The organism is Flavobacterium sp. B114r (genome assembly GCF_056824125.1).
Map to the genome: position 1 here is coordinate 281510 of NZ_CP124858.1, position 21976 is coordinate 303485.

Consider the following 21976-nt stretch of genomic DNA (forward strand, 5'->3'; position numbering starts at 1 on the left):
AAAAAAAATAAAAAAACAAAGCTAATGATTAACTGAATTTTAATCGGATATATTTATAATCAATAAAGGAATAATCTTTTTTTAATTAGATTATTCCTTTATTATTGTTTATTTCAAGATCGCATATTCTATAACAATATTTCCTCTTTCGCCTGCGTCATTTGTCATTGCAAGAAATTTTACTTTATAGTAATTTCCAGCCGCATCTTTTATTACATAAAAACGGTCTGTTTTAATACTTGGCAATGAACCATTTTGTCCGCCACCATTTCTCCAGTTTGCCCCTATAATTCTTTGATCGTTTGTAGAAACGCTAAAATTAGATTCCTCAACTTTAGCTTTTGTAAAATCGGCATAAGATCCTCCTGAAGCGACTAAAACTTGATAAACTTGTGTTCCTCCGTTTATATTAGAAGTAACAAAATCTGAATATCCGTAAGTAACTTCTCCTTTTTCACCTGGAATGTAATTTGTGAAAGTAGTGAAATTCAAATCCCATTTTATTTTTGCTGGTTCCACTGAGACAGCAGTACCAGAAGTTAAACTAAAAAATGTAAAATTAAATGCTGCATCTTTCGTAATCACTTTTTCTGTAAAAGTTGATGAAGCTAAATCTGCGTATTGAATTTTATATCCATTTCCACTTCTTAAAATTCTAACTTTTTTCCAACCTCTTGCTTCACCATCAACCGCCACTGATCCAATGTTTGCTTTTGCAGTTCCAACAGCTAATCCTAAATTCACTAAATATACTTTATTATCTGCATCAGTAGCTGAAATCTCAGCAACTGCAGTTCCGATTCCCGCTCCGGCACCAGCCAAAACACCTGTTGGATTATCAACATATCCGTTTGATGAGAGATTTTCACCACCAGCAGCTAAAACACTTATATCAATTGTTTGAGGTAAAGTAATATCAGAAGTTGCTAATTTTTTTGCAGCCATTTTAAGAGAACCATTCAGGATTACTCTAAACTCTGAATTTGAAGAAAATCCAAAATCCCAAGAAGCTCTGTTTACAGATTTAGATTCTGCAGCACTTAAATCAAGATAGACCTGATTTGGCTGATTTGGCCCACCTACTGTTTCTTTTAATGTTGCCCCAACAGTTGGAACTTCAGGTGCAGGCGTATTATCGTCATTACTTGAGCATGCTGCTAGTGATAATAAGGCTATTGATAAAAATAATAGTTTTTTCATTGTATTTCTATTTTATATTAAAGATTAAGATTATATGTTAATTTTAAAAAGTAGGAACGCCCGTAAGCAAGCATTACATCCCCTGAAGAAGCATGTGCAGCATTTGGATTTGTTCCTGTTTGATTTACGCTTTTTATATCAAGAATATTTCTTGCCCCAATGGTAACTTCAAAATGATCTTTGAAAAAGTTTTGTCGAACAGTAGCATCAAGCCAATTACTTGGATCAATTGTCGATAAGACATAAGATGAAGCTCCTTCTATAAATTGCTGTGTTCTGCCATTGTATTTGTAATAACCTGAAAGAATAGTTTTCCATTTTGGAAGTTTGTATGAAACACTAGCATTTAAATTGAAAGAATAAAGAAACTTATCATCTGAAGCAAATACCTCATTTTTTATTTCCTGAGAAACTCCAATTAATGCTGCACCAAAGTTAAAAGTTAGATTATCTTTTCTGAATTGGTTCATTGTAGAGAAATTCCACATTCTGTATTTACTGATGTTCACATATTGATACTCCGGATTTCCTGTATCCGGATTAAATCTTACAAGTGCCATATCAATCCTATCATTAACATCTAAGTAACTTGCGGCAAATGTGTTCGAAAGCTGTGCTCCCGAAGAAAATGTAGTCGCTTTTTTAAGACTGGCTTCATAAGACGTACTGGTTTCAGGAATAAGATTTTCATTACCTGTAAAAAAGTGTCCGTCAAATATTTGTTTTGAATACAATTCCTCAAAAGTTGGTGTTCTAAAAGAGTTCCCATAAGAACCCCGAAGTTCAATTCCTTTATCAAACAAATATCTTAAACCAAGAGATGATGCATATTGATTGTCAAACTGAGACTGAGCAGAAAATCGAATTCCTGGTCGGATAGACAATCTCTCGCTCGCCATAATTTCTGAAGAAGCAAAAAAATCATAGTTTTCAAGTATTTTACGAACAGGTACCATGATATTATTAGCTTCCTGAACTAATGCATATCCTCGATTATTAACGAACTCATAACCTAATTGCAAATCAACAATTTTACTTGAGAAAAAGTTATTTAAAGTCCCTGTAGAATAAAGCACTTCCATAGACTGATCTTTAACAGTAACATTGTTCGCTTCAGTTTTAGTAGATAGATAATATCTAAAATCTTCTACATCTCTCGCCTGCTTCTGGTGCGAAAGAGAAATATTATAATTTAACTGAGAGAATAGTTTTCCAGTAGCATTTAAGTTATGAAAATACCTGCTGGTTAAATATCTTTTGTCACTTGCATAGCGGTACGACCCTAAAACATCATTAAATCCTGATTGTACTGTACTATTATAATAATCTACGTTTTCATCTAAATATTCGAATTTATAGAAAAAACGAAAATTATCCTTGTGATACGCTATTAAAGCCGTGCCGTTTAACTGGTCTTTTGGTAACCATCGATAACCACGTGTACCATCATTTTCAGCATAATCGACCCCATTTTTATCACTTAAATATCCCTGAAAATCATTGCGATTGGCTCCAATTGAAACAAACCAATTTTTATTGAATGTATGAGAAACTTTTAACGACTGAATATGGCGTCCCTGATCAAAAAGTGAATATTCATTATTCACTGTTTCTTCCTGAACTGATGCCGTAATACCCCATTTATATTGCGAAGATTTTTTTGTAATTATATTCAGAACACCACTAACCGCATTTGCACCATAACTAACTCCCATTGAACCTTCGACAATTTCGATGTGATCAACGTCATTAAGATTAATTTGTGACAGATCTGTATTATTACCAAAGCCTGCTTCATTAACTAAAGGGACATTGTCTACCAAAATTTTGAAATACTGAGCATCCAATCCAAATAAGGAAACTGTAGATCGCCCACTTGTTCCACTTGGTCGAACTGTAATATTTAAGTATTGATTTAAAACATCGGACAAATTATTTGCCGCTAAATTTTGAATGTCCTCGCTTGAGATCACACGAACATTAAAAACAGATTTCTTAATAGATTGTGGCTCAAACTGTCCCGTCACAACCACTTCAGAAAGCTTATTTACAGCAGTAGTATCCTTTACTTGTGCAAAAGAAATTTGACAAAAAAGAAAAGCTGCAAAAAGGATAAATTTTATTTTCATTATTTTTATTAAGTCTTAATAATGGCGCAAATATATAAACTATTTTTATTTGTTCTAAATAAAATTATATATTTGCAAAAAAATTTAAAACAAAATAATAAATTATGATTTCGAAAAGCCTCTATTTTTCAGCCGTTATGGCTTTGACTTGTAGCCTTGGTTTCAGTCAGGATAAAAAGCAACAAGACATTAAATCAATCAAATCAATGTGTGGTTGCTATGAAGTGAAGTTTAATTTTGCTGAAACTTTTCAGTATCCTAAAGATTCTCTTACTTACAAACCTTCTGAAACTAAACACGAATCTGCATTAGAATGGGTAGAGTTACTAGAAGACACTCCTAACAAAATTGTAATGCAACACTTATTAATAGTAAGTGACGATATGATCATCAAACACTGGAGACAAGATTGGCTATACGAAAACACTGATTTGTATTCATTTGACAAAGGGTCTTCATGGAAATATAAAAAATTAGACAAAAAAGCCGTAAAAGGACAATGGACCCAAAAAGTATATCAGGTAGATGATAGTCCAAGATACGAAGGATCATCAACCTGGGTACATGTAGACGGACAAGATTACTGGGCAAACATTGCTGATGCTCCTCTACCAAGAAGAGAGCAAACTAAACGTAATGACTACAATGTTTTGAAAAGAAGAAACATTCACGAAATTACTGCTACAGGATGGAATCATGAACAAGACAATGACAAATTGATTCGTGACGAAAGCGGAAAAGATGTATTATTAGCTCAGGAAAAAGGTATGGATATTTATACTAAAGTTGCAGACATTAAATGTATCGCCGGGCAAAAATGGTGGAAAGAAAACAATGCTCTTTGGAAAAATGTTCGTGACAAATGGCAAACATTGTTCGACAGACACAAAGATTTAAACCTGGAAGCTAAAGTAGACAGAAAAGCGCTTTATTCTCTTTTATTTGATTTAAAACCAACTGCTACAAAAGCAGAATCAGATGCAATTATAGACAAATTTGTAAAATAAAAATATTTGTGTTAGTTATTAAAAAAGCCGATAGTTCTGGAAGAGGGCACTGAAAAAGTCCTTTTCAGGAATAATTTTTAATTAAAGGAGTAGAAGCTAAAAGTTTTCTACTCTTTTTTTTTGTATCTTTTGGGTGTAATCATAAGGCTTTTTAGATGTTAATTCAACAGCAACAAATTCAGTTTAGTCCCTATTCTTCATTATATGATTTAATCGTTCCAAAGGATAATCTGCTAAGGAAAATCAACGAACTAATAGATTTTTCATTTATCTACGATGAGTTATTAGATAAATACTGTTCCAATAACGGTCGCACAGCAGAGAGCCCAGTGCGCATGTTTAAGTATTTGCTTCTAAAAACAATCTATGACGTTTCTGATGTTGATGTAGTAGAGCGTTCGCGTTTTGATATGTCTTTTAAATATTTCTTAGAAATGGCTCCGGAGGAAGGCGTCATAAATCCAAGCTCCTTGACAAAGTTTAGGAAATTGCGTCTAAAGGACACCGACTTATTAAATCTACTCATTGGCAAAACAGTATCTATAGCTATTGAAAAAGGAATCATTAAGTCCAGATCTATTATAGTTGATGCCACACATACTTTATCGAGATCCAATCCATTTTCAGCAATTGATGTATTGAGAGAGCGATCTAAACTGCTACGAAAAACGGTATATTTATTTGATGACCAATTCAAAGAGCAGATGCCCAAGAAAAATGACACCAATGTATTAGAAAAAGAATTAGCCTATTGCAAAGAACTGGAACAGCGCATAGAAAAAGAAGAATCTTTGAGTTCTATACCAGCTGTGAAAGAAAAGCTAAATCTTCTTAAAGAAACGATAGAAGATACTCAGGGAAATTTTATTATATCAAAAGATACAGATGCTAAAACAGGTCATAAATCTGCTGATAGCTCTTTCTTTGGATACAAGACTCATTTAGCGATGACAGAAGAGCGTATCATTACAGCAGCTGTAGTAACTTCAGGAGAAAAAGGAGATGGTCCGCAATTACCGAAACTTTTAGAGATTAGTCAAAAAAATGGAATTGATGTAAACACTATTATTGGCGATGGAGCTTATACAGGAACAGAAAATATCAAGCAAGCGAGCGATCAAAATATTAAAGTGGTAGCCAAACTAAATATTACAATAGCGCAAGGAGCTAGAAAAGAGGAAGATAAATTTGATTACAATAAAGATGCCGATAGATTTGTTTGTCCTGCAGGGCATATAGCTATACGAAAAGCCAAACAGGGCAAAAAAAATGTCGGAAAAAATCAAGCAGAAACCCATTATTTTGATGTCGAAAAATGTAAGTCTTGTCCATTAAAAGAAGGATGTTACAAAGACGGATCAAAGACAAAAATATATTCTGTAACAGTAAAATCTAATTTACATCAAAAACAAATTGCCTTTCAGGAAACCGACTTCTACAAAGACAAAGCAAAACACCGATACAAAATAGAAGCCAAAAACAGTGAACTAAAAAATGTACATGGGTATGACAGAGCAACATCTTATGGGATAGATAGTATGCAAATGCAAGGTGCAATGGCTATTTTTACGGTCAATTTAAAAAGAATACTGAAATTGATATAAGAAATTACAACCCAAAACATGATTACTCAAAACACCTCTCTATAAGTCAAAAACAGACTCATGTAACCGCAAATAAAAAACAGTTATAAAGCGAAAACGCTTATAACGGATATTTTTAAATCCTGTTATAAGCGTTTTTTATTGTCTAAAAAATAAACCTGATCAAAAATAAGGGATGTTTTTCAGTGCCCTCTTCTGGAACTATCGGCTTTTTTTGTTTGCTATATTAAGCTGAAAATCTATTAAAGAATATCAGGATCAAATATAGACTATCTTGTTACGTATTAACTTGGATCTACACACTCAGAATAAGCAACAATATGTTTTGTTAAATCTGTCCATTTAGGCTCAGGATTTCCAGAAATTACTTTTTCACAGCTTCCCCATAATGGAGCAAACTCTTTTTTGTAATCTTTTTTCTTTAACAAGAATGCCGGTGAATCTTTTTTAGCTACGTAGTAAGATTTTGCATCTCCACCAATAAATTTAACGCCACCAACTCCTAATGAAGTAGTTTCTTTTGCATAAGGATCACAATAAACTTTAAAATCTTTACTGAATGAAGGATTAAGCAATTGCATTAATAATTTGCTGTTTTTCTTTTTGATTTTTACATCAGCTGTTTCGAAATAAGCATAACCTTGATTTAAAAAATCCTGGTTTAACTTAGTGTCATTCCATTTTTTAAAGTCTTCAAGGAAATTAAGTTTCTTACCTAAGTTGTCAAGTCCACTTGGAGGTAAGTACATAAATTTAATATCTTCTGGTTTTAGTTTGTGTTTTTTTCCAGCTCCGTCTTGTAATTTAATGTACTCAATTAATCCTTTGTCTCTATCAATATCTTTGATAGTTCCGTTGATTTCAGTTCCGTCAGCTAAAGTAATGTAAGCCGTTTTACTATGAGAAAATCCATAAGAAGGCGAAATTAAATCTTGTGCATTAATTGTACAACATACTAGAAGAAGTGCTAGTAATAAAAAAGGGTTTTTAATCATTGTTTTGGGTTTTTAGTTTTGCTTACTCTTACGATTTTCAGCTTCCTCGCTTATCTTAAAAGAGAAAAAAAATTAGCTCATCTCCTATATTTACTGGCTTTTTAGGCTATTTTTATAAATCATTTTCTTACCGTAAACTTAGCTATAAAAACGACATTTGCAAATGTTAATTTATTTTTTTTACAAGAAAATTTTCAAATAAAATCGTTAACCATTTCATAATAATTATTTCATTTTTCAGGAACTCTCTAATCGTAAATTATAGACTTTTTTCAAAAAAAAAAGAGTCGATAATTTACAATCATCGACTCCTAAATTTTTAAGACTTTATTTTTTATTTATTACGCTTACATTCTCTCGGGAACTTCGATTCCTAGTAAAGTAAAAGCACTCTTTATTACCTCAGCCACTTTTTGAGAAAGCTGTACTCTGAATATTTTCTTTGTTTGATCTACTTCTCCTAATATATGAACTGACTGATAGAAAGAGTTATATTCTTTTACCAAATCATATGTATAGTTGGCAATTAAAGCAGGACTATGATTTTGAGCAGCATTTTGAATTACTTCCGGAAAAAGTTCGATTTGTTTTACCAGTTCTTTTTCTTTTTCATGCAATTCTTCCGTATTGGTTTGTGCCGAAAAATCGAAATCGGCTTTACGGATAATTGACTGAATTCTCGCGTAAGTATATTGAATAAACGGACCTGTATTTCCTGCAAAATCAACAGATTCTTCCGGATTAAACAAAATACGTTTTTTAGGATCCACTTTTAAAATGTAATATTTTAAAGCTCCCAGACCAATTGTTTTATACAATTTAGCTTTTTCCTCTGCAGAATAACTATCTAGTTTGCCCAGATCTTCTGAGATTTGTTGTGCAGTATCTGTCATATCCTGCATTAAATCATCAGCATCTACAACAGTACCTTCACGGCTTTTCATTTTTCCTGATGGTAAATCAACCATTCCGTATGACAAATGATACAAACTTGAAGCCCAGTCAAAACCTAATTTTTTCAGGATCAGGAACAATACTTTAAAGTGATAATCTTGTTCGTTACCTACTGTATAAACCATTCCGCCAACATCAGGCATATCTTTTACACGCTGAATTGCAGTTCCTATATCTTGTGTCATATAAACAGCAGTTCCGTCTGAACGCAATACAATTTTACGATCCAGGCCTTCATCTGTTAAATCAATCCAAACTGAACCGTCAGGATCTTTTTCGAAAACACCACTATCCAGACCTATCTGTACAACATCTTTTCCTAATAAGTAGGTATTACTTTCGTAATAGTATTTATCAAAATTAACTCCTAAATTTTTGTATGTTATTGCAAAACCATCGTAAACCCATTGGTTCATTTTTTTCCATAGAGAAATAACTTCTTCATCACCGGCTTCCCATTTTTTAAGCATTTCTTGTGCTTCAATAATAATTGGGGCTTGCTTCTTAGCTTCTTCTTCGGTTTTTCCAGCTTCCATCAATTGAGAAATTTCAGCTTTATAAGCTTTATCAAACTCAACATAATATTTACCAACCAGTTTATCTCCTTTTAGACCTGAGCTTTCCGGAGTTTCACCATTTCCAAATTTCTGCCAAGCCAGCATCGATTTACAAATATGAATTCCACGGTCGTTGATAATCTGTGTTTTGTATACTTTTTTTCCTGAAGCTTTAATAATCTCAGCAACAGAATACCCTAATAAATTGTTACGAACGTGACCTAAGTGTAAAGGTTTATTAGTATTTGGCGAAGAGTATTCGACCATAATGGCTTTCTCATCAGGATTTGGAGTAAAATATCCAAATTTTTGATTTTCTCTTATTTCATTAAAGAAACTCAAATAATAACTATCGGCAATTACAATATTCAAAAAACCCGAAACAACATTGAAACGTGATACCTCAGGAAGATTCTCTACTAAATAATTTCCTATTTTATTTCCTAATTCTACGGGATTGCTTTTGATCACTTTTAGTAAAGGAAAAATAACCATAGTAATATCGCCTTCAAACTCTTTTCGAGTAGTTTGAAATTCGATTTTATCAACAGTAACATCAAATAATGCTTGTATTGCTTTTTGTATAGAAGGAGTAAGAATTTGTGATAATGACATGTAAACTTATTTTTAAAGTGAGCAAAGATACTGCTTATTCAGCAATTACAGAAAATGAAAAACATATAAAATACAACAAAACTCTTCAATATATGTAAAAAGTATTTTGTTTTGAATGTTAAAATTATCAAAAAATTAAAACGCTAATCTATTAAAAAACAGACTCTCTTAAAAAAAACATAATCTTTTTTGTTTTTTTCTGTAACATATCGGTGATAAAAGAGTCTTAATAAGAACTTTGAATTCGTTTGAAGAAAAAAAGAAACTAACAAAAAACAAAAAAACAATCATCATCAATCAAATCAAAATAATCGATACTAACATTATGAAATTAAAATTTTTTCTGTTCGCATTACTGGGGGTATTTGCAACAGCTCAGGCCCAGAACACCGGATCAGTTTCCGGAAAAATTACCGAAAAATCGAATAACGCACCTATCTCTTACGCAACAGTCTCGATCAAAGACAACGGAAAAGCAGTTACAGGAGTTAATACAGACGACAATGGAGGTTTTACCATTAAAAACTTAGCTTTAAAAAGTTATACGATCGAAATTCAATACATTGGATTCAAAAAATATACTGGTACGATTGTTTTAGGCGATAATAAAAAAACAGCTACAATTAATGTTTCCCTAGAAGAAGAAGCAACGCAACTTAAAGGAGTAAATATAGTAAGTGACCGCTCGACAATAGAACAAAAAATTGACCGAAAAGTAATTACCGTTGGTAAAGATTTAACCACGGCAGGAGCTTCTGCATCTGACATCATGAACAACATTCCATCAGTAAATGTGGATCAGGACGGAAAACTTTCGCTTCGCGGAAATGACAATGTTCGTGTATTAATTGACGGAAGACCATCAAATATTGATCCCGCTCAATTGCTAAAACAAATTCCTTCGACTTCTATCAAAAAAATTGAGTTGATCACCAATCCAAGTGCAAAATACAATCCTGAAGGAATGTCCGGAATTATCAATATCGTTTTGCATAAAAACACAAATACAGGTTTCAACGGGAGTTACAGTGGAGGAATCACCTTTGGAGAAACGGCTAAATACAATCAATCTTTAAACTTGAATTACAAAACAGGTAAAGTAAATTTCTTTGGAAACGCAGGACAAAATTTTGGAACGTATCAAAACGACGGTTTCATCAAAAGATTCGATCCTGAAGTTATTCAAAAAATCGATGTTTTGAATGATAATGATTCTTATTTATATAAAATTGGAATGGATTATTTAATCGATGATCACAATACTTTATCATTCTACACCAATCAGAATAAATCAAACGGAAAAGGTTTTGTAAATACTGCTATTGATTATAATAATGTAACTGATTCTGACGTTTCAAAAATCTTTCAAAAATCTAAATATTCGGGACCAGACCAGGTTGGTACATATAATTTAGCGTACAAACATATCTTTAAAAAAGAAGGACATACTTTAGATTTCGAAGGAAATTATAGCGACAATAAAGAAACTCAGTATTCCTCTTTTGATACTCAAACCATAAATACTGACAATACTCAAAACAATGTTATTTATGATGACTTTATAAAAGGAACACGTAAACTGACTACTCTAAACGTTGATTACGTAAATCCTTTAAACGAGAAAACAACTCTTGAAGCTGGTGCAGAAGCAAGAATCACTAAAACTGACAATGATTATATTACAGGAAATCCGCTTGCAACAATACCTGTTTCTAATTATACTTATGACACTGATATTTATTCGGCTTATGTAACATTTGGTCAAAAATTTAAAAAATTCAGTTACCAATTAGGAGCACGTTTTGAAAGCTATAAAGTAGCAGCTAATTTAAATCATGGTCTTGAAAAATTTAATGATGATTATATTACTTTATATCCATCAGCTTATTTAACGTACAACCTGAATGAGAAAAACACATTGCAATTTAGCTATAGCCGTCGTGTAGACCGTCCAAGTTTAGAGCAAACCAAACCTATCCGTGAGTTTTCGACCCCATTAGTAACATCGATAGGAAATCCTGAATTGCGACCACAATTCACCAACTCTGTTGAAGTAAATTACACTAAAACTTTTACAAAAGGAAGTTTTACAACTGGTGTTTTCTACAGAAGTATCAACGATCAGATTAGCAGAATTTTATATCCTGATGATACAGATCCAACAGGTAACAAACAAATCTTGACTTATACCAATTATGATCATAATACTTCTTATGGATTTGAGGTTTCTTTTAATTACAAAATCACAAAATGGTGGGATATCGCGCCATCTATTGATTTCTCAAGCATCAATCAACAAGGAGTTGTATTCGCATACGATCCTGTAACACAAACAAGTAGTCCAATTGAAAGAAAAGTCACTGTTGCAGCATTTAATGGCCGTATGAATTCCAACTTTAAAGTAAACAAACGTTTAAGCTTTTTATTATTTGGTTTTTACAGAGGTGGAGTTGACGGACTTCAAAATAATAGTCATGAAATGTACAAAATGGACATGGGTTCACGTTATACATTGTTAGACAACAAGATGAACATAAGTTTACGTTTCAATGACGTTTTCAATACTATGAAATATTCTTTTGATGCTATGTATCCTTATGCACATGAAGGCCAATTTAAATGGGAGAGTCAAACCGTTTATTTAGGTTTAACGTATAATTTTGGTGGAGCAAAAATCAAAAACTTAGAACGTAAACAAAGAGAAGATAACACTAGTAAAGGTGGTGGCGGAATGTTTTAATCCCACTTTTAATAGTAGATTTTAATAGTTCTTGTAGAAAAGAAAAGCCTGGAGTTTGCCAACTCCAGGCTTTTTTAGTTTATATCTATTACTTATAAAAAATTGCGCAATTCTTTTATTTCTTCCGGATTTGCTGTTTGGGTATTATTTGTAATTGCAGACGAATGATAAAAAGTAGGTTCTAGTTTTTCTTGTAATAATTTAATATTCGAAGATCGTAAACCTCCGCCCGGCATAATTTCTATTCGGTTTTTAGCAAGCTTTTGAATCTGTATCAGATCATCAATTCCTTCTTCGACATTTTTTCCTCTACCGGAAGTCAGAATAGTTTGAAAACCGCAATCAATAACATCTTCAAGACCTTTTTCTATAGAATCAACAACATCAAAAGCACGGTGAAAAGTACAAGAAAGCGGACTTGCCAAATGAACTAATTCCTGATTTTGTTTTCTATTGACACTTCCGTCCGAATTTAAAATCCCAAAAACAAAACCATCAACACCTAGTTTTTTAAAGGATTTTATGTCTTGTTTCATTTCGATAAATTCCTCTTCGTTATAAACAAAATCTCCACCTCGAGGCCTGATAATAACATTCATTTTAATAGATAACTTTTCACGAGCCCGTGCAGCAAGAACAGTATTTGGTGTTGTTCCGCCAAGTTGCATATTGTCACACAATTCGATTCTGTCTGCACCACTTTCCTGTGCTATTATCGCCGATTCATAATTGAAACAGGCTATTTCCAGTTGATTTTTTTTCATTTTTATTTGAGAGATGTTTGATCATTTGTCTGACTTAACAAAAATATTAATTAAAATCGAAATCTCATCCTCAAAATAAAAGACTTGCCAATTGGAACGTTGGCTTCGACTCCGCTCAGCCTGACAAATTGGTATAAAAAAACCTGCTCCAAAAAAGAGCAGGTTTTAAAAATATAATGCAAGATGAATTAATTTACCATTTAATAATTGCGCTTGCCCAGGTAAAACCACTACCAAAAGCAGCCAGAACAACTGTGTCTCCTGATTTAATTTTTCCTTGTTCCCAAGCTTCTGTTAAGGCAATTGGAATAGATGCTGCGGTTGTATTTCCGTATTTCTGGATATTATTATGAACCTGATCATCTCTTAATTTGAATTTGTTTTGAATGAATTGTGAAATTCTCAAATTCGCCTGATGCGGAATCAACATATCTATATCTGAAACTTGTAAACCATTTGCTTCCAGACCTTCATTAATTACCTCAGCAAAACGAACTACTGCATTTTTAAATACAAATTGCCCATTCATGTACGGATAATAACTTTCGTCATTTGGGTCATTATCAGCCAGAATATCAGTTACCCAGCGTGCTCCCATTCCTGGTGCCTGCAAAGATAATTCTTCTGCGTGTTGTCCTTCTGAATGCAGGTGAGTTGATAAAATTCCTTTTGTCAAATCTTCTTCACGGCTTAAAACAGCTGCTCCTGCTCCATCTCCAAAAATAACCGAAACTCCACGACCACGAGTAGTCATATCTAATCCTGTTGAATGTACTTCAGATCCAATAACCAAAATGTTTTTATACATTCCCGTTTTAATGTATTGATCAGCAACAGAAATAGCATAAACAAAACCAGAACATTGATTTCTGACATCTAATGCTCCTACGGTTCTTAATCCTAAATCGCGTTGTACTAAAACTCCGGGTCCTGGAAAATAGTAATCCGGACTTAATGTAGCAAAAACTACAAAATCGATATCTTCTTTGGCTACGCCGGAACGTTCTATAGCAATTTTAGCTGCTTTTACTCCCATTGTAGTTGTGGTATCTTCTCCACGAATAATATGCCTGCGCTCCTGAATTCCCGTACGCTCCTGAATCCACTCATCATTGGTATCAATAATCTTAGACAAATCGTCGTTGGTCACAACATTTGAAGGAACATAATATCCTAAGCCCGTTATTTTTGAATGATACATATTCTTTTATTATTTATTAAAAAATTGGATTGCAAATCTAAGTATACTTTAAAACATTAGTGTACAAATTAGTGTTTTTTTCGTTATTAGCAATTCAATATACTTTAATTATAAGGTCAATTAGAGCTTTTTATATCGCAAAAAAACAGTTTTCAGATCAAAACACTGAAAAGTATGAAAAATAACGCATAATATGTAACAAGTTTAAAGTACTTTAGTCAAACATTACAAATACCATTTTTAAACTCCTAAAATTCAAATTATGAAATTAAAGGTTACACTCCTCTTATTTCTTAACATTGGCTTTTTTGCCTTTGCCCAAGAAAACTTAACCTATCAAAAACCTTCTAAATCTATTTTAGATTTAGCTGATTACGAAAGAGCTCCTACAGTATCTATGGATACAAAAAAAGAGAACATGTTATTGTTGTACAGAAGTACTTACAAAACATTAGACGATTTAAATCAGGAAGAACTTCGTTTGGGTGGTTTACGAATTAATCTGGTAACGAATATTTCCAGTACAGTAACTTACACTATCAATCTTAAATTAAGAAAAATTAGTGGAAAAGAAGAAATACAAGTTTCAGGTTTACCTCAAAACCCCAAAATAAGCAATATTCTATGGTCTCCAAATGATAAGAAAATTTTGTTTTCGCATACTACAAATTCAGGTGTTGAACTTTGGGTATTGGATGTAGCAACTGCAAAAGCAACAAAACTTACTGATGCAACTGTAAATGCAAACCTTGGTAATCCGTTTAGCTGGTTTTTAGACAACGAAACTATTTTGGTAAAAATGCTTCCAAAAAACAGAAAACCTTTATTAGATTCTAAAAAAGATCTACCAACCGGACCAATCATTTCCAGTACAGCAGGAGCAAAATCTCAAAATAGAACATATCCTGATATGCTGAAAAATCAGAATGATGAAATTAATTTTGAAAACATCATCACGTCTGAATTGTATAAAGTCAACCTTAACGGAACAGCTACTTTATTCAAAGATGCGGCAATGTATGCCGGAGAAAGAATTTCGCCAGATGGCAATTTTATTATGGTAACTACAATTCAAAAACCGTTTTCGTACGTTGTACCCTTAAACAGATTTCCTTCTAAAACAATTGTTTATGACTCTAAAGGAAAAGAAGTTAAAACTGTTAACGAAGTTCCGTTAAACGAAGTAATCCCAAAAGGTTTTATGGCCGTTCGCAAAGGAAAAAGAGAAATGAGCTGGAGAAATGACAAACCGGCAACATTATCTTATGTTGTAGCATTAGACGAAGGAGACCCGGCAAACAAAGTCGATTTTAGAGACGAAGTTTATCTTTGGGATGCTCCATTTGCAAACAATGCAGCTTCATTAGCCAAAATACCGCAGCGTTACAGCGATATTGTTTGGGGTAATGATACTACTGCATTTCTTACGGATGAATGGTACGATACGCGTAATACAAAAACATATTTGATCAATCCGTCAAATCCTGCACAGCAGCCAAAAGTAATTACTGATAGAAATCAGCAAGATGTTTATTCTGATCCGGGAGTTTTTGAAACTAAGAAGAATCAATACAACAAATACGTTTTAGCGATCGAGAAAGATAATGCTTTCCTTATTGGTGAAGGATATACTAAAGAAGGACAATTTCCTTTTATTTCTGAATTCAATTTGAAAACATTACAATCAAAACGCATTTACACTTCAACTTATAAAGACAAAAAAGAAGATTTGTTAGGAATTGAAGATTTCAAAACCGGTAAAGTTTTAGTTCAGATTCAGTCTAAAAGTGAATATCCGAATTATTATTTCCGAAATATTAAAAAACAAAACAGCCTGACACCAATCACTTCTTTCAAAAATCCGTTTGAGAGCATTAAAAATGTCAGCAAAGAAGTCATCAAATACAAACGTAAAGATGGTGTTGAACTTTCAGGAACTTTATACCTGCCTGCTGGTTATGACAAAGTAAAAAAAGAGAAATTACCGTTGTTGATCTGGGCCTATCCTGCTGAATATAAAGACAGAAACAGCGCAGGACAATCGACTCAAAATTCAAATGAATTTACTTTTCCTTACTACGGATCGTTTGTATATTGGGTAACCAAAGGATATGTTGTTCTTGATGATGCGGCTTTCCCTATTATTGGTGAAGGAACAACTGAACCTAATGATAACTTTATTTCTCAATTAGTAGACAATGCTGCAGCTGCAATTGACGCTGTTGATGCTTTGGGATATATCAATCGTAAAAAAGTTGCGGTTGGAGGACATTCTTATGGCGCTTTTATGACTGCTAATTTACTAACACATTCTGATCTTTTTGCTTGCGGAATTGCCAGAAGTGGCGCGTACAACAGAACTCTGACTCCATTTGGTTTCCAGACAGAGCAACGCAATTATTGGGAAGCTCCAGAAGTTTACACCGCAATGTCTCCTTTTATGAATGCAGATAAGATGAAAACACCTATGTTATTAGTTCACGGTGAAGCTGATAATAACCCGGGAACTTTTACTTTGCAGACAGAACGCTATTATCAGGCACTAAAAGGTTTGGGAGCAACTGCCAGAATGGTAATTTTACCTAAAGAAGCACATAGTTATGTAGCAAAAGAAAATATCCTGCACTTACTTTGGGAACAAGATCAGTTTTTAGAAAAGTATTTAAAAAACTAATTCTTACTAATATCAAATTCGACAGGTTTCTAAAACCTGTCGGATTTATTATGTAAACGTTATCTGGTTTCAATTACTATAAACGATTAATCAGCATAAATGAGAAACCCCACAGATTTCTAAAATCTGTGGGGTTTCTCATTTTTATAGTTAAACCAATTCTCTAATTATAAATAATTTAATCCTAAAAATATCTCCTGATCTAAAGGCAAATCAATTTCACTTTCAAAAAATATTAGCTGTCTTTTATAAACAGTTTCGATTAGAAAATGATTTCCTCTAAAATAAGTTCTTCTTATTTTTACCTGCAAATTTGATTCTGCAACCATTTTGAACTGATGCGGATAAACTAAAGTTTTATGGGTTTGATCTTCATAAGAAAGCATCAAATGAGTAGGAACTTCATTTACTTCTCCAAAAAGTGATGCTACATATTTAGTTTCCGGATCTTCATAGATTTTTACCGGATCCCCTTTTGCAAGGACTTCTCCGTTTCGCATGACGATTGCCTCATCTGCAAATGATAGTGCATCTGTACTATCGTGTGTTGCAATAATACACGTAATCCCTTTTTGTTTTAAGTACCTGAACAAGTTTCTTCGTAAAGCATTTTTACGAAAAGCATCAATTTGGCTAAAAGGTTCATCCAGTAAAATTACTTCCGGCTCTAAAGCCAAAACTCTTACCAATGCCACTCTTTGTTGTTGACCTCCACTTAAAAATTTTGCTTTTACATTCGAGAATGCTTCCATTTCGACCATTTCCAGCAATTCCTGAACGCGAAGTTTTTTCATATTCGCAAAACCATTCGAAAGAAATTTTCCAACATTTTCAGCTACCGTTTCAAAAGGAGACAAATCAAAATCCTGGGCCAGATATTTCATATAAGGCATTCCGGGAATCAAATTGTACTTAGGACCTAAAATTGGCTTTTCATTATAAAAAATCTTGCCATCATCTAAGTTATACAAACCATAAATAAGTTTAAGGAGCGTACTTTTTCCGCAGCCGCTTTCGCCAATAATAGCAATATTTTCGCCTTTATTTATGGTAAAAGAAACGTTTTTTATAACAGGGCTGTCGGTATACGTAAAAGAGATATTTTGAATGTCGAGCATGGGTTGTATTTGAAAGCACAAATTTACAATGTTTAATTTCTAAAGTCAAAAAAAAGCTGCTTCAATTATGAAACAGCTTTTAAGAAATTTTATTGCGTTTGAAACTTATTTTCCAGCTTCAGATTTTGCATCATTTACCATTTTGTCATTTGCAGTAATAGAAAATTCTACACGACGGTTTTGAGCTCTTCCTTCCGGAGTATCATTTGTAGCAATTGGATCAGCGATTCCTAAACCTGAAGTTTTGAAACGGCTTGATTTTAATCCTTTTGCAACTAAATAAGCTTGCACAGAAGCAGCTCTTTGTCCTGAAAGCGTCAGGTTATATTCTGGTTTTCCTGTATTATCAGTGTAACCAAAAATCTGAATATCAGTATCTCCGTATTCATTGAATACAGGCACTAATTTATCTAAATTTGCTTTTGCCTGAGGAGTCAAAGTGGATTTATTAGTATCAAAACGAACAGAATTTTCATTTAAAGTTAAATGAATACCCTCTCCTACTCTTTCTACAGATGCGCCTGGTAAAGCCTGATCGATTTCACGGGCTTGTTTATCCATTTTGTTTCCAATAAGAGCACCAGTTCCACCACCTACAGCAGCTCCAATAGCAGCTCCTAAAGCAGCATTTCCACCGCGTCCTAAATTATTTCCTAAAATACCACCAATAAGACCACCGGCAACTACTCCAATTCCGGCACCTTTTTGTGTATTATTAGCGTTTTTCACTGAATCGCAACTTGTAAAGAAACTTACTAATACAAGTAAACTACTCAAACCTAAAACTGTTATTTTTCTCATGTTTTTATCTTTTTAATATTAATTAGCTCTCTGAAATTGGTAAGTCACATCCTTAACTTGTCCACCAACATTGATGTTATCGATCAATTGAAATGAATTATCAGTCAATCCCGCTACTTTAAGTAAGTATCCGTCTCTAACTTTTTTTGCTTTTATACCAGCATCAAGAATTTTAAGTACAAACATACCCTGATTGTTAATACTCCATACAATAGGAGAATTAAATGCAGTACAACTTGGCGCTGTCAGAGCCATACTTCCCTTATTATTATTTGAAATAAAATTCCATGTACTACCAATAAAACATTTAGAATCTGCAAGATCAAAAGAGTTTACTTTGATATACTCAGAACCAGGATAAGATACATTGGTTAAAACCCAATTTCCTTTAAGAGCAACCTGGCTTGGTCGGTCAAGTTTAGTCGATAGCGTTGTTGCTTCTGTTGAAGCTGTTGTAGACGAAGCTGATTTGCACGCAAAAAACATTGTGGCAATCATGCAAATGAAAATAATTTTCTTCATTTTGTACATTATTTAAGTTAATACTTACCCATTTAACAATTATTATACCACAAAGATACAATTCATAGGAATATCTTTTGTTCCAGAATCCGATTATTTTCTTTCAAAATTAACACTTACGCCATTTTGTCACTCAAAAAACAATTGGTATTCTATTTGAAGAAATGATACTCATCACATTAAACTAAAAAATTATAAAAATATGACAACAGGTAAAATTAATGTTTCAGTAGAAAACATCTTTCCCTTAATCAAAAAGTTCTTGTATAGCGATCACGAAATTTTCTTACGTGAATTGATTTCGAACGGAACTGATGCTACTTTAAAATTAAAACACTTAATAAGCATTGGCGAAGCCAAAGTAGAATTCGGAAACCCTGTTATTGAAATCAAAATTGACAAAGAGGGAAAAAAGATTCACATTATCGACCAGGGATTAGGTATGACAGCTGATGAAGTTGAAAAATACATTAACCAGGTTGCTTTTTCAGGAGCCGAAGAGTTCCTTGATAAATACAAAGACTCTGCTAAAGATTCGGGAATCATTGGTCATTTTGGCCTGGGATTCTATTCTGCGTTTATGGTTGCAGAAAAAGTAGAAATTATTACTAAATCATACAAAGATGAGCCAGCTGCACACTGGACTTGTGACGGAAGCCCTGAATTTACTTTAGAGCCGGCTGACAAAACTTCACGTGGTACAGAAATCATCTTGCACATTGCCGAGGATTCTCTTGAATTTCTTGAAGATTCAAAAATCAGCGGATTATTAAACAAATACAACAAGTTTATGCCTATTCCGATTAAATTCGGAACAAGAAAAGAAAAAATAGAACAAAAAAAGGGAGAAGAAGTTGCTCCTGAAGATGTAGATAATATTTTTACTGAAGTTGAAGTAGATAATATCATCAACAACCCTAATCCAGCGTGGACTAAACAGCCGACTGAATTATCTGATGAAGATTACAAAAGCTTCTACAGAGAGTTGTATCCAATGCAATTTGAAGATCCGTTATTCCACATTCATTTAAATGTAGATTACCCATTTAACTTAACAGGAATTTTATATTTCCCTAAGTTAGGATCTGATATGCAAATTCAGAAAGATAAAATTCAATTGTACCAAAACCAGGTTTACGTTACCGATAACGTAGAAGGAATTGTACCTGAATTCTTGACGATGTTAAAAGGAGTTATTGATTCACCGGACATTCCTTTGAACGTTTCTCGTTCTGGATTACAGGCTGATGGTGCAGTGAAGAAAATCTCAAACTACATTACCCGTAAAGTAGCAGATAAATTAAAAACATTGTTCAGCGAAAATCGCGCGGATTTTGAAGCTAAATGGAATGACATTAAAATCGTTTTAGAATACGGAATGCTTTCTGACGATAAATTCTACGAAAAAGCCGGTGCATTTGTACTGTATCCAACGGTTGATGACACTTACTTTACTCTTGAAGAATTAAAAGAGAAACTGAAAGAAAACCAAACGGATAAAGACGGAAAATTAGTAGTTCTTTATGCTGGAAACAAAGATGCACAGCACTCTTATATTGAAACAGCAAAAGAAAAAGGATACGAAGTATTACTTTTAGATTCTCCGATTATCTCACATTTGATTCAAAAAATTGAAGGTGATAATAAAGATGTAACTTTTGTTCGTGTAGATTCTGACCATATTGATAACTTAATCAAAAAGGACGAAAACACGATTTCTAAATTATCTGATGAAGAAAAAGAAACACTAAAAACTTCATTAGAAGCTTATATCCCTAAAGCATACAGTGTTCAACTGGAAGCTATGGACAGTCAGGCGGCTCCGTTTATCATCACGCAACCAGAATTTATGCGTAGAATGAAAGAAATGAGTCAATCTGGTGGTGGCGGAATGTTTGGAATGGGAAATATGCCGGAAATGTACAATCTGATTGTAAATACCAATTCAGATTTGGCAACCAGCATTTTGAACACTGAAGACAAAACACATCAGGAACACCTGGTAAAACAAGCTTTAGACTTAGCAAAATTATCGCAAAACCTATTAAAAGGAGAAGCTTTAACTGCTTTTGTAAAAAGAAGTTTTGAGATGATTAAATAATTTTTTTTATCTAATAAATATTCTAAAATCCTGTAGGCGTTGCTTACAGGATTTTTTTTATGCTTTTACTTTATAAACAAAAGAATCTCTGTTGTAAAATGGACTGGAATTTATTTTTCGCAAAATTTAAACACGACATCATTACATTCAAACTATTTTCTTTATTTTGCAGCAAAATCTAAAAAACCAATGAAAAAATCAATTATTGCTTTTGTTACTCTCGCACTATTAGCCTCTTGTAGCAAAAAAGAATCAACCGACAGTTTGCACCTTACAGGAAATATAAAAGGATTAAAAAACGGAACTTTATACATTCAAAGAATCGTTGACACTTCTCTTGTAGCTATCGACAGCATTAAAATAGACGGAGATTCATCTTTTGAAAGTAACATAAAATTAGAGTCTCCAGAAGTACTTTATTTATATCTAGACCGCGGAGTTACTAATTCATTAGACAATAATATTTTATTTTTTGCTGAGCCCGGAAATATCAATATCGACACCAACTTAGATAACTTTATTTACGGTGCAAAAATTACCGGATCTAAAAATCAGGAATTATATAATGAATACAAAAAAATAAATTCTCGTTTTAATGACGAAAGCCTTTCTATGGTTGAGTCAAGATTTAAGGCAATAAAAAGACAAGACCAAAAAGCTATTGACAGTATAGACAAAAAACAAGAGTCTAACACTAAAAGAAAATACCTGTACGCAACAAACTTTGCGCTTAACAATAAAGATCACGAAATAGCACCTTATATTGCTTTATCGGAGATCTACGATATCAATGTAAAATTCCTTGATACAATCCAGAAATCGATGACTCCAAAAGTAGCACAGTCGCTTTACGGGAAAAAACTAACCAAGTATGTTGCCGATATTAAAAAAGAAGAACAAAAGCAATAGACAACTACATAAAACAAAAAAGTCCTGAGAATCTCAGGACTTTTTTGTTTTATAGCAAATTCCAACTTTTTAGAATTCCAAATCC

Annotated in this window: 15 protein-coding genes; 6 read left to right on the forward strand and 9 right to left on the reverse strand. The window is 33.1% G+C overall.

From position 1 onward, the window contains the following. Window positions 1–108: 108 nt before the first annotated feature. Window positions 109–1200, reverse strand: coding sequence for an HmuY family protein (locus tag QLQ94_RS01355; protein ID WP_482498909.1), 1092 nt, complete (start codon window positions 1198–1200; stop codon window positions 109–111). A 17-nt stretch (window positions 1201–1217) separates the two neighbouring features. Further along, complete coding sequence (locus QLQ94_RS01360) at window positions 1218–3329, reverse strand: TonB-dependent receptor plug domain-containing protein (RefSeq protein WP_482498911.1); 2112 nt, start codon at window positions 3327–3329, stop codon at window positions 1218–1220. Window positions 3330–3433: 104 nt separating this feature from the next. Between QLQ94_RS01360 and QLQ94_RS01365 the strand changes: the two genes are divergently transcribed. Both QLQ94_RS01365 and QLQ94_RS01370 read left to right on the forward strand, forming a co-directional pair. Beyond that, the gene (locus QLQ94_RS01365; protein ID WP_427402761.1) at window positions 3434–4336 is read left to right on the forward strand and encodes a DUF6607 family protein; all 903 of its coding nucleotides are present in this window, start codon (window positions 3434–3436) and stop codon (window positions 4334–4336) included. 155 nt (window positions 4337–4491) lie between these two features. Beyond that, on the forward strand, window positions 4492–5940 hold the full coding sequence (locus QLQ94_RS01370) for an IS1182 family transposase (protein WP_482498913.1): 1449 nt from the start codon (window positions 4492–4494) through the stop codon (window positions 5938–5940). Window positions 5941–6224: 284 nt separating this feature from the next. Here the strand turns inward: QLQ94_RS01370 and QLQ94_RS01375 are convergent, their stop codons facing one another. Continuing rightward, window positions 6225–6935, reverse strand: coding sequence for a hypothetical protein (locus QLQ94_RS01375; RefSeq protein ID WP_271334686.1), 711 nt, complete (start codon window positions 6933–6935; stop codon window positions 6225–6227). A gap of 347 nt (window positions 6936–7282) precedes the next feature. Then, window positions 7283–9061, reverse strand: a complete 1779-nt coding sequence (argS, locus tag QLQ94_RS01380) for an arginine--tRNA ligase (RefSeq protein ID WP_427402762.1) — start codon at window positions 9059–9061, stop codon at window positions 7283–7285. Window positions 9062–9386: 325 nt separating this feature from the next. Between argS and QLQ94_RS01385 the strand changes: the two genes are divergently transcribed. Then, a complete protein-coding gene (locus QLQ94_RS01385) occupies window positions 9387–11801 on the forward strand; it encodes a TonB-dependent receptor (protein WP_482498916.1) in 2415 nt (804 codons plus the stop codon). 92 nt (window positions 11802–11893) lie between these two features. Here the strand turns inward: QLQ94_RS01385 and QLQ94_RS01390 are convergent, their stop codons facing one another. Together QLQ94_RS01390 and QLQ94_RS01395 are read right to left on the reverse strand one after the other, a co-directional pair. Beyond that, window positions 11894–12565: a copper homeostasis protein CutC gene (locus QLQ94_RS01390; RefSeq protein ID WP_482498918.1), complete on the reverse strand. Its 672-nt coding sequence runs from the start codon at window positions 12563–12565 to the stop codon at window positions 11894–11896. 193 nt (window positions 12566–12758) lie between these two features. Further along, the gene (locus tag QLQ94_RS01395) at window positions 12759–13766 is read right to left on the reverse strand and encodes a 3-oxoacyl-ACP synthase III family protein (protein WP_271334682.1); all 1008 of its coding nucleotides are present in this window, start codon (window positions 13764–13766) and stop codon (window positions 12759–12761) included. A gap of 262 nt (window positions 13767–14028) precedes the next feature. Between QLQ94_RS01395 and QLQ94_RS01400 the strand changes: the two genes are divergently transcribed. Then, a complete protein-coding gene (locus tag QLQ94_RS01400) occupies window positions 14029–16440 on the forward strand; it encodes an alpha/beta hydrolase family protein (protein ID WP_482498920.1) in 2412 nt (803 codons plus the stop codon). Between the two features lie 167 nt (window positions 16441–16607). On the opposite strand, the gene QLQ94_RS01405 is transcribed toward QLQ94_RS01400, so the two are convergent. The 3 genes from QLQ94_RS01405 to QLQ94_RS01415 all read right to left on the reverse strand — a co-directional run bounded on the left by QLQ94_RS01405 (window position 16608) and on the right by QLQ94_RS01415 (window position 18881). Then, the gene (locus QLQ94_RS01405) at window positions 16608–17558 is read right to left on the reverse strand and encodes an ABC transporter ATP-binding protein (protein WP_427401815.1); all 951 of its coding nucleotides are present in this window, start codon (window positions 17556–17558) and stop codon (window positions 16608–16610) included. Between the two features lie 105 nt (window positions 17559–17663). Then, window positions 17664–18359 (reverse strand): YiaD family glycine zipper/OmpA-like lipoprotein, encoded by a 696-nt coding sequence (locus QLQ94_RS01410; RefSeq protein WP_271334679.1) that lies wholly within the window; start codon window positions 18357–18359, stop codon window positions 17664–17666. A gap of 18 nt (window positions 18360–18377) precedes the next feature. Continuing rightward, on the reverse strand, window positions 18378–18881 hold the full coding sequence (locus QLQ94_RS01415; RefSeq protein ID WP_271334678.1) for a lipocalin family protein: 504 nt from the start codon (window positions 18879–18881) through the stop codon (window positions 18378–18380). Between the two features lie 202 nt (window positions 18882–19083). On the opposite strand from QLQ94_RS01415, the gene htpG reads away from it, so the two are divergent. Together htpG and QLQ94_RS01425 are read left to right on the forward strand one after the other, a co-directional pair. Beyond that, window positions 19084–20982 (forward strand): molecular chaperone HtpG, encoded by a 1899-nt coding sequence (gene htpG / locus QLQ94_RS01420; protein ID WP_482498923.1) that lies wholly within the window; start codon window positions 19084–19086, stop codon window positions 20980–20982. 189 nt (window positions 20983–21171) lie between these two features. Continuing rightward, window positions 21172–21891, forward strand: coding sequence for a DUF4369 domain-containing protein (locus tag QLQ94_RS01425; protein WP_271334676.1), 720 nt, complete (start codon window positions 21172–21174; stop codon window positions 21889–21891). Window positions 21892–21976 lie beyond the last annotated feature (85 nt).

Excerpts from the sequence above, each read along its gene's own strand:
- QLQ94_RS01425 (WP_271334676.1), top strand. The coding sequence starts at position 21,172 with ATGAAAAAATCAATTATTGCTTTTGTTACTCTCGCACTATTAGCCTCT.
- QLQ94_RS01385 (WP_482498916.1), top strand. The coding sequence starts at position 9,387 with ATGAAATTAAAATTTTTTCTGTTCGCATTACTGGGGGTATTTGCAACA.
- QLQ94_RS01410 (WP_271334679.1), bottom strand. The coding sequence starts at position 18,359 with ATGAGAAAAATAACAGTTTTAGGTTTGAGTAGTTTACTTGTATTAGTA.
- QLQ94_RS01405 (WP_427401815.1), bottom strand. The coding sequence starts at position 17,558 with ATGCTCGACATTCAAAATATCTCTTTTACGTATACCGACAGCCCTGTT.
- QLQ94_RS01370 (WP_482498913.1), top strand. The coding sequence starts at position 4,492 with ATGTTAATTCAACAGCAACAAATTCAGTTTAGTCCCTATTCTTCATTA.
- QLQ94_RS01355 (WP_482498909.1), bottom strand. The coding sequence starts at position 1,200 with ATGAAAAAACTATTATTTTTATCAATAGCCTTATTATCACTAGCAGCA.
- QLQ94_RS01365 (WP_427402761.1), top strand. The coding sequence starts at position 3,434 with ATGATTTCGAAAAGCCTCTATTTTTCAGCCGTTATGGCTTTGACTTGT.
- QLQ94_RS01375 (WP_271334686.1), bottom strand. The coding sequence starts at position 6,935 with ATGATTAAAAACCCTTTTTTATTACTAGCACTTCTTCTAGTATGTTGT.
- htpG (WP_482498923.1), top strand. The coding sequence starts at position 19,084 with ATGACAACAGGTAAAATTAATGTTTCAGTAGAAAACATCTTTCCCTTA.
- QLQ94_RS01415 (WP_271334678.1), bottom strand. The coding sequence starts at position 18,881 with ATGAAGAAAATTATTTTCATTTGCATGATTGCCACAATGTTTTTTGCG.
- argS (WP_427402762.1), bottom strand. The coding sequence starts at position 9,061 with ATGTCATTATCACAAATTCTTACTCCTTCTATACAAAAAGCAATACAA.
- QLQ94_RS01395 (WP_271334682.1), bottom strand. The coding sequence starts at position 13,766 with ATGTATCATTCAAAAATAACGGGCTTAGGATATTATGTTCCTTCAAAT.
- QLQ94_RS01360 (WP_482498911.1), bottom strand. The coding sequence starts at position 3,329 with ATGAAAATAAAATTTATCCTTTTTGCAGCTTTTCTTTTTTGTCAAATT.
- QLQ94_RS01400 (WP_482498920.1), top strand. The coding sequence starts at position 14,029 with ATGAAATTAAAGGTTACACTCCTCTTATTTCTTAACATTGGCTTTTTT.
- QLQ94_RS01390 (WP_482498918.1), bottom strand. The coding sequence starts at position 12,565 with ATGAAAAAAAATCAACTGGAAATAGCCTGTTTCAATTATGAATCGGCG.